General features: G+C 73.4%; 12 protein-coding genes. 4 read left to right on the plus strand and 8 right to left on the minus strand.

Annotated features, from left to right (window positions below; translation table 11 throughout):
• Positions 1-65: 65 nt before the first annotated feature.
• The 3 genes from ACZ5D2_RS05885 to ACZ5D2_RS05895 all read right to left on the minus strand — a co-directional run bounded on the left by ACZ5D2_RS05885 (position 66) and on the right by ACZ5D2_RS05895 (position 6,675).
• A complete protein-coding gene (locus tag ACZ5D2_RS05885; RefSeq protein WP_468927445.1) occupies positions 66-3,455 on the minus strand; it encodes an SAV_2336 N-terminal domain-related protein in 3,390 nt (1,129 codons plus the stop codon).
• A 6-nt stretch (positions 3,456-3,461) separates the two neighbouring features.
• Positions 3,462-4,481 (minus strand): AAA family ATPase, encoded by a 1,020-nt coding sequence (locus ACZ5D2_RS05890; protein ID WP_468927448.1) that lies wholly within the window; start codon positions 4,479-4,481, stop codon positions 3,462-3,464.
• Between the two features lie 85 nt (positions 4,482-4,566).
• Complete coding sequence (locus tag ACZ5D2_RS05895) at positions 4,567-6,675, minus strand: VMAP-C domain-containing protein (RefSeq protein ID WP_371676701.1); 2,109 nt, start codon at positions 6,673-6,675, stop codon at positions 4,567-4,569.
• 136 nt (positions 6,676-6,811) lie between these two features.
• Between ACZ5D2_RS05895 and ACZ5D2_RS05900 the strand changes: the two genes are divergently transcribed.
• Positions 6,812-6,997 carry a DUF6104 family protein gene (locus ACZ5D2_RS05900; RefSeq protein ID WP_030190019.1) on the plus strand — a complete coding sequence of 62 codons (186 nt, stop codon included), beginning with the start codon at positions 6,812-6,814 and terminating at the stop codon, positions 6,995-6,997.
• A 129-nt stretch (positions 6,998-7,126) separates the two neighbouring features.
• Here the strand turns inward: ACZ5D2_RS05900 and sodN are convergent, their stop codons facing one another.
• Positions 7,127-7,522: a superoxide dismutase, Ni gene (sodN, locus tag ACZ5D2_RS05905; protein WP_007266490.1), complete on the minus strand. Its 396-nt coding sequence runs from the start codon at positions 7,520-7,522 to the stop codon at positions 7,127-7,129.
• Between the two features lie 172 nt (positions 7,523-7,694).
• Between sodN and sodX the strand changes: the two genes are divergently transcribed.
• A complete protein-coding gene (gene sodX / locus ACZ5D2_RS05910) occupies positions 7,695-8,114 on the plus strand; it encodes a nickel-type superoxide dismutase maturation protease (RefSeq protein ID WP_280916342.1) in 420 nt (139 codons plus the stop codon).
• Here the strand turns inward: sodX and ACZ5D2_RS05915 are convergent.
• Positions 8,018-8,647, minus strand: a complete 630-nt coding sequence (locus ACZ5D2_RS05915) for a CGNR zinc finger domain-containing protein (RefSeq protein ID WP_371676702.1) — start codon at positions 8,645-8,647, stop codon at positions 8,018-8,020. The two genes, sodX and ACZ5D2_RS05915, sit on opposite strands and share 97 nt — an antisense overlap.
• A 91-nt stretch (positions 8,648-8,738) precedes the next feature.
• On the opposite strand from ACZ5D2_RS05915, the gene ACZ5D2_RS05920 reads away from it, so the two are divergent.
• Complete coding sequence (locus tag ACZ5D2_RS05920; protein WP_371676703.1) at positions 8,739-9,509, plus strand: methyltransferase domain-containing protein; 771 nt, start codon at positions 8,739-8,741, stop codon at positions 9,507-9,509.
• A gap of 73 nt (positions 9,510-9,582) precedes the next feature.
• On the opposite strand, the gene ACZ5D2_RS05925 is transcribed toward ACZ5D2_RS05920, so the two are convergent.
• The 3 genes from ACZ5D2_RS05925 to ACZ5D2_RS05935 are packed head-to-tail and all read right to left on the minus strand — an operon-like array spanning position 9,583 to position 12,281.
• Positions 9,583-10,335 carry an amino acid ABC transporter ATP-binding protein gene (locus tag ACZ5D2_RS05925; protein WP_030225732.1) on the minus strand — a complete coding sequence of 251 codons (753 nt, stop codon included), beginning with the start codon at positions 10,333-10,335 and terminating at the stop codon, positions 9,583-9,585.
• Between the two features lie 11 nt (positions 10,336-10,346).
• Positions 10,347-11,300: an amino acid ABC transporter permease gene (locus ACZ5D2_RS05930; protein ID WP_371676704.1), complete on the minus strand. Its 954-nt coding sequence runs from the start codon at positions 11,298-11,300 to the stop codon at positions 10,347-10,349.
• A 30-nt stretch (positions 11,301-11,330) separates the two neighbouring features.
• Positions 11,331-12,281 carry an ABC transporter substrate-binding protein gene (locus ACZ5D2_RS05935; RefSeq protein WP_371676705.1) on the minus strand — a complete coding sequence of 317 codons (951 nt, stop codon included), beginning with the start codon at positions 12,279-12,281 and terminating at the stop codon, positions 11,331-11,333.
• Positions 12,282-12,807: 526 nt separating this feature from the next.
• Between ACZ5D2_RS05935 and ACZ5D2_RS05940 the strand changes: the two genes are divergently transcribed.
• Complete coding sequence (locus ACZ5D2_RS05940; RefSeq protein WP_030225738.1) at positions 12,808-14,010, plus strand: NAD(P)-dependent malic enzyme; 1,203 nt, start codon at positions 12,808-12,810, stop codon at positions 14,008-14,010.
• The last annotated feature ends 40 nt before the right edge of the window (positions 14,011-14,050 follow it).

Genomic DNA, 14,050 nt, shown 5'->3' on the forward strand with positions numbered 1-14,050 from the left:
GTCCCCCTGTCGTCCCGCTCTTCCGGTCCACTGCCTCTTCCCGCCGCCCGGCGGGGGGAAACGGTTCACAGGCCCTCCTCCAGGGCGCGGATCCGTGCCGTGAGCGCCTCGGCGGACCGCGGCGCCCCCGCCGGTGCGGCCCCCGCTGCTCCGGCCGCCGCCGCCTCGCACTCCACCGTTTCCGCTTCGGGCGCCTCGGCCCGCGAGGGGTCGAGGCGCCGGCGCAGTTCCAGGGCGGCCCGGTAGGCGTCGAGTGCGGCCCGCGGGCGGGCGAGGCGTTCCAGTACCTCGCCGCGCTGCTCCTGGACGCGGGCCGCCAGCCGGAGCGCGGTGTCCTGCCGTTCGTCCTGGCCGGCCTCCAGTGCGGCGCGCCAGGCCCGGCGGTAGGAGTCCGCGGCCCGGTCGAGGCGGTCGACGGTGCGGGTGTGGGCGTGGATCTCCTGCTGGACGTCGCCGTGGTCGCGCCAGGCGCGCGCCCGTTCCAGGGGGCGGTGGCCCTGCCGGACGGCGAGTTCCAGCAGGTACTCCGCTTCCCGGAGGTCGACCAGGTCCCCCTCGTAGGCGTGCCGCAGCCGCAGGCCGGTGGCCAGCCGCCGCAGCCGGTGGGCGGCTCCCGGGTCGGACTGGGGCACCGCCGAGCGGCTCTCGCGCAGCACCCGTACGGCGGTGGAGGCGAAGCGGCGCCCGTCCGCGGCGCGCGTCCGCTCCAGGAGTACGTCGCCCCACTCGGGCAGCAGCTCCGCGAAGGCCTCCCCGTCCCGGGAGATCAGCCCGCGGGCGCGCCCGTACGCCTCCGAGGCCCCGTCCAGGGCCGCCGGATCCGCGTCACGGGCGTACCGGGCCCGGTGCACCCGGGCCAGGCACAGCAGGGCGGCGAGCCGCGCGTCGGGCTCGGCGGCGGCCTCGCCCAGGGCGCGGGCCAGCTGCCCGGCCGCCTCCTCCAGCCGGGCGGGCAGGTACCGCAGGGCCTCGGCCAGCTCCACCCGGACGTGGGCGGTGCGCGCGGCGGGAGTCTCGGCCGGGGGCCCTTCCCCGGTGCCGTTGTCCGGAGCGGAGGCGGTTGCGGTGGCGGTTGCGGTGGCTGCGGCCGTGGCGGCGTCCTGCTCGGCGACCAGCGCGGTGAGGCCCCGTGACAGGTGTGCGGCGGCCTGCTCGGCCAGGGCGGCGCGCTCCGCGGGGTCCGGGGTGCGGGGCAGCAGGGCCAGCAGGACGCGCCCGAGGGCCAGGGCGGGTTGCGGGCCCGTGGCGGGGGCGGCGTCCGGGCCGGTCAGGGCCTCCAGCACGGACCGGGCCTCGTACAGCGGGCCCGGGTCCTCGCGCAGCGCGCCCAGCCGGATCAGGGTCTGCGCCCGCCGCACGGCGCAGTCCCGGCGCAGGTCGGGGCCGGCGGCGGCGCCCGCCGCCGCGAACTCCCGGTCCGCGGCGGCCAGCAGCTCCGGGTCGGGCCCGGCCACCAGGGCCCGCTCGTACAGCACCCGGCCCCGGGCCGCCCGGGCGGGCGGCGAGCCCAGCCCGGTCACCGCCCGCTCGGCCTCGTCGAGGAGCTCGGGGTCCCGCTGGACGGCCCACAGCCGCAGCAGTGCCCCCGCCAGCTCGGTCTCCGCCTCCTCCGGCGGGTCCTGTGGCCCGGCCGGGGCCGCCACGGCCCGCCGCAGCAGGGCGGCGGCCTCGTACAGGGCCCGGGCGTCGCCGTCCGCGAGGCGGTCCCGGGCGGCCCGGAGCCCGGGGGCCCGGCCGGCGGGGGCGGGTGGGGCGGGCTCGGGCGGGGGGGCGTCCGGGTCGTCTTCGGGGGGACCGGGCAGGTAGCGGCGTACGACCTTGGCCGAGACGTGCGCGAAGGCCTGCGGGAGCCGCCCGGCGGGCACCCGGCCGGGGTCGTCCGCGGGGCCGTCCGGCGGGACGCCGGTGAGCTGGGAGACGGCGAGCGCGGGGAAGTCGCGCACCCCGCGGCCGAAGTGCGCCCGTACGTACTCGGAGCAGTGCTTGAGCACCAGGGCGGCCTCGTCGCGTCCCAGCGGCCCCAGCAGCACGTCCTGTACTCCGGGGACGAACTCGTACCAGTTCCCCGGGGGTTCGCCGCTGCGCCGCAGCAGCCCGCCCAGCAGCACCTCGGCCAGGTCGGAGGGTTCCGAGTCCGGCAGCATCGTGCGCTGGACCAGACGCATCACGGGCAGCGTCAACGGCGCCGCCGCCAGGTACACGGCGAGCTGTACGGCGCCGGGCGCGGCGGAGGCGCGGAAGCGGCTCACCAGCTCGCGGGGCGGCCGGGCGGTGCGGGGCAGCGGGACGGGGGCGGCGGGGTGCCGGGCGAGGACCCGGCCGACCTCGGCGGGCACCGGGCCCGTGCCGAGTCCGGCGACGAGCCGGGCCCAGGCGCCGAGGGCGGCGGCGTGCGGCGGCAGCACGGGTACGGTGAGCCCGCCCGTGGGCCGTCCGGGCCGCGGCGGCCGGTCCGGGCGGAACCTCAGCTTCAGCCCGCCGCCGACGGCTCCGCCACCGCCCTCGGCGTGCTCCAGCACCCCGCGCTCGGTCGGCAGCCAGCTGCGGTTCCACAGCCGCTGCGGCAGGGGCTGCACGATCACGCAGGGCGTGCACTCGGCCCAGCGGTGGAGCAGCCGCTGGGCCTCGCCCTCCCGCCACACCGGGCCGGTGCAGTCGGAGACGACCATGGTCAGTGCCCGCCCGGTGGGGTCGCGCAGCTGGTCGCCCGAGCGCAGGGCGGCGGCGGGCGAGGGGCCGCGTCCGACGGCGGCCGTACCGTCCGCGAGCCGGTGCAGGTAGTGCGCCTGGACGTCCCGGAAGGCACCCAGCCGCTCGCAGACCGACCGGAGTTCCTCGAACATCTCCTGCCAGACCGCCATGGAGGGGGAGGCGTCCATCACCAGCCTGACGGTCGCCTCGCGCCGGGTCTCCGGCCGGAGCACCGGGATGACCAGGCCCGGGGCGCGGGCGCTGGCCTCGGCGGTGGCGGCCTCGTCGAGGACCGTACGGACGGGCAGGCCGGGGGGCCGGTGGCGCTGGAGGGCGCGCAGGGCCCGCTGGACGTCGAGGATGCGGGGCAGCGCGGCGGCGCCGGGCACCCGGACCGGTACCCCGCCCCCGAGCGGGATCTCGGCATCCGGATCGCCCTCGGCGCCGTGCCGCGGCCCGGCGGCGTAGAGCCTGACCGGATCCTCGGTCTCCGGTTCTTCCCGGCGCGGTGGCGCGGGCGGCGGCTCCCCCGGGTCCTCCCGGCCCTGCCGGTCCGGATCCGCCCGGACCGGATCCGGCCCGGCGGGGACGGGCCGGGCACGGGTGCGGGTCCGCCCGGCCAGCCAGAGGGCGTCGGCCAGTTCCCCGGCGGACGGATCGAGCCCGGCGGCCCGCAGCAGCCCGGCCAGGGCGCGGATGTCGGGCTCCAAGGGCTCCAAGGACTCCACGGGCTCCACGGGCCCCTGGTCAGCGGAGGCGGCCACGGGCCCTCACCTCGGACGGTCGAGGCGCTGGATGAGCAGGTCCGCGAGGTCCTCCCGGGTGGGCGGGGCGGCGTAGTGCGTCAGGTAGATGGCGTTGAGCAGCTGGTCGGCGGCGACGAGCTCGGAGCGCGAGCGGCTGAGGAACTCCCGGATAAGGTCGGCGCCCAGCCGGGCTGCGTCCTCCCCCAGGTGCGCCCGGACCATGGTGGCCAGCCGCTTCTCCCCGGGCTGCCCCAGCTTGAGCTGGATGCACCGGCGCAGCAGCGCCGCCGGGAAGTCCCGTTCGCCGTTGCTGGTCAGGATGATGAACGGGAAGGCCCGGCAGCGCACCCGCCCGTCCCGGACGGTCACCCTCGCCCCGTCGTCGGTGAGCACCCGCACCTCCGGCTCGGAGTCGGCGACCCGTTCCAGTTCCGGAAGGGTGAACTCGCCTTCCTCCAGTACGTTCAGGAGGTCGTTCGGCAGGTCGATGTCGCTCTTGTCGAGCTCGTCGATCAGCAGGACGCGCGGCCGCTCGGTGGGCAGCAGCGCCGTCCCCAGCGGCCCCAGCCGGATGTACTTCCCGATCCCCCCGGCCCCGGCCCCCGCCCCGCCGCCGCCCGCGCCGGCGGCGATCTGCACGTCCTGGAGCCGGGCCAGCGCGTCGTAGCGGTACAGCCCCTCCTGGAGCACGGTCCGCGACACCACGGGCCAGCGCAGCACCCGGCCTAGCCCCAGCTCGTGGGCGACGGCGTGCGCGAGGGTGGACTTCCCGGTGCCGGGGTAGCCGGTGACCAGCAGCGGCCTGCGCAGGTAGAGCGCCGCGTTGACGGCCTCCAGTTCCTCCGGCTCGGGCCGGTGCAGTTCGGCGGCCTGCCGGTGGGCGCCGAGGCGGCGCGCCACGTTGTCGTCGGCGGTGGCGGCCGCCCCGCCGGGCGGTTCGACGGGGCCGCCGTCGAAGTCCCGCCACGGCGGCGGATCGGGCAGCGCCCCGATCCCGTCGTGGGGTTCGCCCACGCCCCGGTAGATGAGCCATTCGTCGTTCACGGCCGTCCCCTCCCACGCAACGCGACTCGCCCGCACCGGCTCCCGCTCCGCCGGCGCCCCTCCCGCCGGCCGGAGGCCCGCCGGCTCACAGATCCCCCTGCAACGGCTCGTCCTCGGGCAGGGCCCGCGCCGGGTCCTCCCATACGAGGGCCAGCCCGGCCGCCCAGTAGGCGTCGGGATCCGCCCCGTACGCCCGCCCGCGCAGCGCCTGGACGCGCAGCGGCAGCACCGCGCCCCGGCCCGCCTCGGCCAGTTCCTCCCGGACGCCCCGGTGGTAGGGCGCGCAGGACGCCCCGGGGTCGGCCGGGGGCCGCCGGAGCACCACCACCCCGTAGCCCGCGTCCCGCAGCACGTGCAGCGCGCCCAGGGCCGGTTCGGCGCCCGGTGCCCGGCAGAGCACCGGCACGGTGTTGTCGGCCAGCCCCGCCGGCCATTCCGGCGAGGGGCTGCGGGGTCGCCCCCGTACGCAGTCGGCCCGCTGGTCCAGGAGCGGGCCGGTCTGCACGCGGGCCCAGCGCGGGCCGGCCGCCTCCCCGGCCTGTCCCGGGGGGAGGCGGAACACCACCGGCCGCTGCACGCCGACCGGCACCCCGCCGGACACCGTCCAGGTGTCCGCGGCGAGCCCGAACAGGTCGGGCGCCGCCGCCACTTCGAGGAGCGCGGCCGACTCGTGCGTGTCGCACCGGCGGAAGCCCTCGGCGAGCGGGGCCCGCAGTGCCTCCGGCAGCCCGGCGAGGGTCTCCCGCACGCCCGCGTCGACCGGGGTGACCCGGCCGGGGCGGGCCGGTCCGGCGAGCACCGAGACCCGCCAGTCGTAGACGTCCTCCCAGCCGTGCGCCCACACCTCCAGCAGCACCGAGGGTCCGGCGGGCAGTCCCCGGTCCCGCCGGACCGGTCCGTGCGCCGCCCGGCCCACGGCGGCGCGCCGGCGCCGCTCCCGCTCGGCGAGGCCGCGCTCGTGCCGCTCGGCGAGTTCGCGCCGCAGCGGGCGCCACAGCCGTTCCGCCGTGGCGCGGACCCAGTCCCACAGTTCCTCGTCGGCCCCCGGCGCCGGGGGTTCGCGGTGGTCGGCCGCGCTCACGTCGGTGGCGTACCGGAGCATCGCGGCGGCCTCCCCGCCCGCGCCCGGCGGGTCGTGGAGCAGCCCGAGCCCGTCGCGCCATGTGAGCGGGGCCGGCAGGGCGGTGTCGGGCTCCTCGCCGCGGGCCCGTTCGGCCAGCTCGCGTACGGCCTCCGAGGAGCCGGGCGGCGGCAGTTCGGCGAGCAGCCCGCACAGGGTGGTGCGTTCGCCGGGGGTGAGCCGGCCGCGCCCGCCGTACGGGTCCGCGTCCGCGGCGGCGAGCTCGTCGTGCACGTCGGTCCAGGTCCGGCGGCTGTCGAGGTCGCTGACGTGGCGGTCGTAGTGGTAGAGGTCGTGGGCCTGCATGACCCTGCGGTACAGGCCGGTCTGTCCGGTCGCGGCCATCGGCAGGGTGCGCAGCCGGTCCACGGACACGGCGAGCCCGCCCCCGCCGCCGTGCCGCCGGGCCTTGACCACGCCGATGACCTCTCCGCGCGCCAGGTCGACCACGGGCCCGCCGGACATGCCGGCCTCGATCTCGTCCTCGTCGCCGAGGCGGATCGCGGCGCCGCCCGCGGCGGTGCCCCGCAGCCGGGTGGTGCGGCCGGTGATCTCGCGGATGCCGAGTTCCTCGGTGCAGCCGAAGTACGCGGCCTCCTCCAGCCGGGGTCCGGCCCGGTCGGTCAGCCACACGCAGGCGTGGGAGATCGGCGAGAGCACCCGGACGAGCGCCAGGTCGGGCAGGTCCCACAGGGCGCGCCGGCCGGGCCGCCGTTCCTCCAGCCGTTCGGGCAGGACGCACTCCACGCGCCCGGTGACCGTCCCGATGCCCGCGTCGGCCCGCGGACCCGGGGCGCCGGACCCCGTTCCCGGACCCGGTCCGGAGGAGAAGCTGATGCCGACCTCACGCCCCGCCAGACGCACCGCAGCACCCCCTTCGCCGACCACGTGCGCACACGTCAGGACCCAGCCGGGGGCGATGAAGAAGCCGCTCCCCCACGTGGGTCCGGTCCAGTCGTTGCCGGGGTTCTCATACCCGCCCGGGGGCGCGTGGACGCGTACCGTGGCGGCCCGGACCAAGGGCTCCAGGAGCTCGAAGGCGCGTGCGGGGCCGGCCGTGCGCCCATCAGGCATCCCGTGACCCCCGTCCCCCGCTCGCCCCACCGGGACGTCCACGCTAGCGCCGCTGCCGGGACGAGCGGGAGGTGTCGCCGGGACCCGGCTTATCCTGGCGGGAAACACCCCCATCACCACACGCACGGAGCGCGACTTGTACTTCACCGATCGCGGCATCGAGGAGCTGGAGAAGCGGCGCGGCGAGGAGGAGGTCACCTTCGAGTGGCTGGCCGAGCAGCTGCGCACCTTCGTCGACCTGAACCCGGACTTCGAGGTCCCGGTGGAACGCCTGGCGACCTGGCTGGCCCGCCTGGACGACGAGGACGAGGACGAGGAGTAGGCACGGGAGGAGGCGCGGGACGGGCGCGGACCTGGAACGGTCCGCGCAGCGCCGCCGCCGGTACGACCGAGGGGCCCGACCGCGTGCGGTCGGGCCCCTCGGTCGTACCGGGGACGGGCTGGGCCTGGATCAGGCGGCCTTGGTCTCCCAGAAGATGCGGTCGATCTCGGCGATGAGCTCCAGGGCCTTGGCACCGGTCGCCGGGTCGTTCGACGCCTTGGCGGCCGAGAGGGCCTTCAGGGTGTCGTTGACCAGGGTGTGCAGCTGCGGGTACTTCTCGAAGTGCGGGGGCTTGAAGTAGTCGCTCCAGAGCACCGACACGTGGTGCTTCGCGAGCTCGGCGCGCTGCTCCTTGATGGTGATGGCACGCGCGCGGAAGTCCGCGTCCTCGTTGGCCTGGTACTTCTCCTGGACGGCCTTGACGGACTCGGCCTCGATACGGGCCTGGGCCGGGTCGTACACGCCGCAGGGCAGGTCGCAGTGGGCGGAGACCTTCACCTTGGGGGCGAAGAAGCGGGAAAGCATGGAGTGGGTCCTCCTCGTGATCGTCTTCTCAAAGGTGGAGATTACTCGCTGAGAAACCGGAAATCGCGGGCGCCCCCATGGGCTTAGGACAAAAGTCCAGGGGCGGTCGAGGAGTGGTGAGCGAACGTACGGGACCGTACGGCAGCATGCGGGGAGGACGAGGAGGCCGGACATGACGGAGAACAGGCGCACACGGGGGCGCATCGGCATCACCGAGGTGACGGGCCCGTCCATGGCCCCGACCCTGGCGGACGGGGACCGGCTGGTGGTCCGGTACGAGGCGCTGGTCCGTCCGGGTGACGTGGTGGTCTTCCGCCATCCGCTGCAGCAGGACCTGCTGGTGGTGAAGCGGGCGGCCGAGCGCCGGCCGGGCGGCTGGTGGATGCTCGGCGACAACCCGTTCAACGAGACCGGGGACAGCACCGACTACGGCGCGGTCCCCGAGGAGCTGGTGCTGGCGGTGGCCCGGCTGCGGCTGCGGCCGCGCCCGGACGGTCAGCGCTCGCTGAGGGCGTGGCTGTCCTGGGCGGCCTCGGCGGTGCGGCCGATGCGTGCGGACTCCTCGGCCTCCAGCCGCTTGCGGGCGCGGTAGGCGGCGACGTTGGCGCGGGTGGCGCAGCGGTCGGAGCAGTAGCGCCGGGAGCGGTTGGTGGAGGTGTCGAGGTAGGCGTTGCGGCAGGGCGGCGCCTGGCACAGGCCCAGGCGGCCGGGGCCGTGCTCGGTGAGGGCGAAGGCCAGGCCCATCGCCGCCATGGCGGCGTAGCCGGCGGAGGCGTTGGAGGGGTGCTCGGCGAGGTGGATGTGCCAGTCGGGGCGGCCGTCCGGGCCGACCAGCTCGTGGCCGGAGACCTGGGGGCTGACGGGGAACTCCATGAGCAGGGAGTTCAGCAGGTCGACGGCGAGGACGTGGTCGCCGCCGTCGGCTGCCTCGAAGACGGCGCGCAGCCGGCCGCGCACGTTGCGGAAGCGCGTGACGTCGGTGTCGGTGACCCGGCGGGCCATCTGCACGCTGGCCCCGAAGAGGGCGCGGACGTCGTCCACCGAGGTGAGCGCGTCCTTGTTGCGGGCCGGCTCCTCGGTGTTGACCAGGCGCACGGCATAGTCCGAGTAATGGGCCAGTTCCACTTGTAGTCCTTACGGATGCGGATTAGTGTCAGCAACGGCCGCGGTAACGGCTGGTACTGGTTCGAGGGTATTACGTACGGAGGGGTTCTCGATGACGGATACGGCGACCGGCTCGTTCGGCACGGACTGGCAGGCCTGGCAGGACAGCTGGGACCGCCAGCAGGAGTGGTACATGCCCGACCGCGAGGAACGGTTCCGGGTCATGCTGGACATGGTGGAAGCCCTGGTCGGCCCCGCCCCCCGGGTACTGGATCTCGCGTGCGGTACGGGAAGTATCACGGACAGGCTCTTCAAGCGGTTCCCGGAAGCCTCCAGTACGGGGCTCGATCTCGACCCCGCGCTGCTGACGATCGCCCGGGGCCACTTCGCGGGTGACGACCGGGTCACCTTCGTCACCGCCGACCTCAAAGACCCGGACTGGCCCGCGGCCCTCCCGTACGAGTCCTACGACGCGGTCCTGACCGCGACCGCGCTGCACTGGCTGCCCAGCGCCGACCTGGCCGTCCTGTACGGGCGGATCGCCCCGCTGGTCCGCCCGGGCGGGGTGTTCATGAACGCCGACCACATGCCCGACCCCGCCACCCCGCGCATCGACGCCGCCGAGCACGCCCACCGGCACGCCGGCATGGACCGGGCCCGCGCCCTGGGCGTCCCGGACTGGCGCGAATGGTGGGCCCTGGCCGCGGCCGACCCGGCCCTGGCCGAGGCCACGGCGGCCCGGTTCGAGATCTACGGGGAGCACGCGGACGGCGACACCCCGGACGAGGCCTGGCACGCCCGGACCCTGCGCGCGGCCGGCTTCGCCGAGGCCCGCACGGTCTGGCGCTCCCCCTCGGACGCACTGGTCCTAGGTCTGAGGTAGGGACTTCGGACCGGCGCCGGGAACGACGAAGGGGCGGTACGGGAATCCGTACCGCCCCTCACGCGTGTCGCGGTTACAGCACCTTGGACAGGAACGCCTTCGTCCGGTCGTGCTGCGGGTTGCCCAGGACCTCGCGCGGGTGGCCGGACTCGACCACGACGCCGCCGTCCATGAAGACGAGGTTGTCGCCGACCTCGCGGGCGAAGCCCATCTCGTGGGTCACCACGATCATGGTCATACCCGATTCGGCCAGGTCCCGCATGACGTCGAGGACGTCGCCGACCAGCTCCGGGTCGAGCGCCGAGGTGGGCTCGTCGAAGAGCATCAGCTTCGGCTCCATGGCCAGCGCGCGGGCGATCGCCACGCGCTGCTGCTGACCGCCGGAGAGCTGGGTCGGGTAGTTCCCGCCCTTGTCGCCGAGGCCGACGCGGTCCAGGAGCTTGATCGCCCGCTCGCGGGCCACCGCCTTGGACTCGCCCTTGACCATGACCGGGGCTTCCATGACGTTCTCGATGGCCGTCATGTGCGGGAAGAGGTTGAAGCGCTGGAAGACCATGCCGATGTCCCGGCGCTGGGCCGCGACCTCGCTGTCCTTCAGCTCGTAGAGCTTGTCGCCCTTCTGCTTGTACCCGACCAGCTGGCCGTCGACCGAGAGCCGGCCGGCGTTGATGCGCTCCAGGTGGTTGATGCACCGCAGGAAGGTGGACTTGCCGGAGCCGGACGGACCGACCAGGCAGAAGACCTCACGGGGGGCGACCTCCAGGTCGATGCCCCGCAGGATGTGTGCGGCGCCGTACGACTTGTGGACGCCTTCGGCCTTGACCATCGGCTGGGCGGTCACTTCGCCACCTCCGTACGGCGGAACATGTTCAGATTGGCCTTGAGCCGCTCGAACGGGGTGGGGGGCAGGCTGCGCAGCGAGCCGCGGGCGTAACGGCGCTCCAGGTAGTACTGGCCGACGCTGAACACGCTGGTCAGCGCCAGGTACCAGATGGACGCGACGAAGAACATCTCCATGACCGCGCCGGCGGTGCTGCCGATGTTGGAGCTGGCCCGCAGGAGTTCGGTGTACTGCACCGCCGAGACCAGGGAGGAGGTCTTCAGCATGTTGATGAACTCGTTGCCGGTCGGCGGGATGATCACGCGCATCGCCTGCGGGAGCACGATCCGGCGCATGGTCTGCGTCTGGGTCATGCCGAGTGCGTGCGAGGCCTCGCTCTGGCCCTCGTCGACGGACTGGATGCCCGCACGGACGATCTCCGCCATGTAGGCGCCCTCGTTCAGGCCGAGGCCCAGCAGGGCGACCATGAACGGCGTCATGACGTCGACGGTCTCGTTCTTGTAGATCGGCCCCAGGTTGATGTACTGGAAGATCAGCGGGAGGCTGAACCACACCAGGAGCTGCACGTAGACCGGGGTGCCGCGGAAGAACCAGATGTAGAGCCAGGACACGAAGCTCGTGACCGGGTTCTTCGACAGGCGCATCACCGCGAACAGGATGCCGAGCACGAGGCCCAGCGCCATGGACGAGATGCTGATGATGATGGTGTTGCCCATGCCCGCGATCACGGCGGGGTCGAACAGCTTGTCGCCGACCGTCGCCCAGATGATCTTGCCCTGGGAGAAGGCGTAGACGAGCCACCCGAGGAGTACGGCGACGACCACAGCGCTGATCCAGCGGCCGTAGTGCCGTACGGGGATTGCCTTGATGGCCTCGTAGGGGGTGGTGCCCGAGGCGCCGGGCCCGGCCGGCGGTGTTTCGGCCGGACCCTTGTCGATCTTGTCAGTCACAATGACTGCCCTTCAGTGGAGCGCTCGGACTTACTTGCCCGCGTTGATCGTGGCGGACTGCACGGCACTGCCCTGGACGTTCCACTTCTCCAGGGCCTTGGCGTAGGAGCCGTCCTTGATGGTGGCGTCGAGGGCTTCCTTGAGCGCGTCGCGCAGCTGGGTGTTGTCCTTGGAGACCGCGATGCCGAAGAGGCCGACGTCGGACTGCTGGCCGCCGACCTCGAAGTCGTTGCCGCCGCCCGAGGTCTTCGCGATGTACGCGGCGACCGGGTAGTCGTTCAGGTCGGCCACGGCGCCGCCGGCCTTCACGCGGGTCTGCGCCTCGGCGTCGGTGTCGAAGGCCTCGATGGTGAGCTTCTTGTCACCGCACTTCTCGGCCTGCGCCTTGAAGGTGTCCTCGTAGATCGTGCCGCGCTGGACGGCGACCGTCTTGCCGCACAGGTCGTCGAGGGACTTGATGTTGTCCGGGTTGCCCTTCTTGAGGATCAGCGAGACGCCGGAGGAGAAGTAGTCGACGAAGTCGACACCCTTACCGATCTTCTGACCCTTGTCGTCCAGGCCTTCCTGGCGCTTCTTGTTGTCGGTGATCGAGGAGATCGCCACGTCCTGGCGGCCGGTCTCCAGGGAGGTGATCAGACCGTCGAAGGTGCCGGAGGTGAACTGGAACTTCACACCGAGCTGCTTGCCGAGCGCGTCGGCGATGTCGGGGTCGACACCGACGATCTTGCCGCCGTCGACGAACTCCATCGGCGCGTAGGCCGTGTCGGAGCCGACCTTGATGACACCGGCGTCCTGGATCTTCTTCGGGAGCTTCGAGAACAGCGGGGCGCTGTTGTCGGCCTTGCCCGAGGCGGTCGAGGAGCCCTTGTCCGTCTGGTCGCCACAGCCGGTGAGAATCAGGGCGCCGGCGACCGCGATCGCGCCGACCGCGGCGATCCGGGACCGGGCGGCGGTCGTACGACGGGTGGTGCTTGCGGTCATGAGCTGGTTCCTCCGACAGGGGTGGAAAAGCATCCGGAAGAGGTCGCACACGCACCATCGAGTGTCGCGACCTTGTGTGATTACGGCATCTTGCCATTCGGACTGACGCATTCAGGCTGCCCATCAGGTCAAAATCAGATAACGGGCGCGCCCGACTACCCAACAGGACTGCGGGCAAGGCCCCTCGGAGCCGCACAAATCGCCGTGACCAGCCCTTTTGCCCTCACTATTTGCGGAGCGTCTCACCCATTGGACAGAGAGGTTTGGACTTTTAGCCAAAAACAGGACAAGCGACCTACAGTTGAGCGGGAATCGACTCGTCTGGGCACACGTTCTTCGGGTAGAACAGATCCTTACACCCCTCATCCGGGGCTCAGGGCGCGCGTGCGGCGCGCCCGCGCGTACGAACCTCCCCTTCGCGGAGGCGGGCCAACCGCCGACGCGGAGTACGGACGCGGTGCCCGCCCACCCCTTAACCAGGAGTGGCCACCCTCAACGATTCAAAGGACTTAAGGGGTCACACGAAGTGGCAGCGGAGATCGTCAACCCTCGCAGTGACAGTGCGACGGACAACAACCCCGATGCGGTGTTCGCGCTGCACCGGGGCGGCAAGATGGCCATCCAGGCCACGGTGCCGGTGAACGACAAGGACGACCTGTCCCTGGCGTACACCCCCGGCGTGGCGAAGGTGTGCACCGCCATCGCCGAACAGCCCGAGCTCGTGAACGAGTACACCTGGAAGTCGAACGTGGTCGCCGTCGTCACCGACGGTACGGCCGTGCTCGGACTCGGTGACATCGGTCCCGAGGCCTCCCTCCCCGTGATGGAGGGCAAGGCGATTCTGTTCAAGCAGTTCGGTGGAGTGGACGCGGTTCCGATCGCGCTCGCCACCAAGGACACGGACGAGATCATCGAGACGGTCATCCGCCTCGCGCCGTCCTTCGGCGGGGTCAACCTGGAGGACATCTCCGCGCCCCGCTGCTTCGAGATCGAGCGCCGCCTCCAGGAGGCGCTGGACATCCCGATCTTCCACGACGACCAGCACGGCACGGCGATCGTGACGCTGGCCGCCCTGCGCAACGCGGCGAAGCTCACCGGTCGCACCCTCGGCGACCTGCGCGCCGTGATCGCGGGCGCCGGCGCGGCGGGCATCGCCATCGCCAAGATCCTCGTGGACGCGGGCATCGGCGACGTCTGCGTCGCCGACCGCAAGGGCGTCGTCTCGGCGGACCGCTCCGACCTGACGGACGTCAAGGCGGAGATCGCGGGCCTGACCAACAAGACGGGTCTGAACGGCACGCTGGAGGAGGCCCTCGCGGGCGCGGACGTCTTCATCGGCGTCTCCGGCGGCACGGTCGGCGAGGAGGCCGTGGCCACGATGGCGAAGAACTCCTTCGTCTTCGCCATGGCCAACCCGAACCCGGAGGTCCACCCCGACGTCGCGCACAAGTACGCGGCGGTCGTGGCCACGGGCCGTTCGGACTTCCCGAACCAGATCAACAACGTGCTGGCCTTCCCCGGCATCTTCGCGGGCGCCCTGAAGGTGCGCGCGACCCGGATCACCGAGGGCATGAAGATCGCCGCCGCGGACGCCATCGCCGGTGTCGTGGGTGACGAGCTCGCCGCCGACTACGTGATCCCCTCGCCGTTCGACGAGCGCGTCGCCGAGGCCGTCACGGCCGCGGTCGCCGCGGCGGCGAAGGCCGACGGAGTGGCCCGCCTGGCCTGAACGCCACGTTGAGCCCTACGCGAAGAGGCCCGGCCGGGAT

The organism is Streptomyces sp. NPDC031479, from assembly GCF_055581065.1.

What these genes read in the sequence shown, in the direction of transcription:
- sodX (WP_280916342.1), top strand. Translation starts at nt 7,695, where the DNA reads ATGACGGAGAACAGGCGCACACGGGGGCGCATCGGCATCACCGAGGTG.
- sodN (WP_007266490.1), bottom strand. Translation starts at nt 7,522, where the DNA reads ATGCTTTCCCGCTTCTTCGCCCCCAAGGTGAAGGTCTCCGCCCACTGC.
- ACZ5D2_RS05935 (WP_371676705.1), bottom strand. Translation starts at nt 12,281, where the DNA reads ATGACCGCAAGCACCACCCGTCGTACGACCGCCGCCCGGTCCCGGATC.
- ACZ5D2_RS05895 (WP_371676701.1), bottom strand. Translation starts at nt 6,675, where the DNA reads ATGCCTGATGGGCGCACGGCCGGCCCCGCACGCGCCTTCGAGCTCCTG.
- ACZ5D2_RS05920 (WP_371676703.1), top strand. Translation starts at nt 8,739, where the DNA reads ATGACGGATACGGCGACCGGCTCGTTCGGCACGGACTGGCAGGCCTGG.
- ACZ5D2_RS05925 (WP_030225732.1), bottom strand. Translation starts at nt 10,335, where the DNA reads ATGGTCAAGGCCGAAGGCGTCCACAAGTCGTACGGCGCCGCACACATC.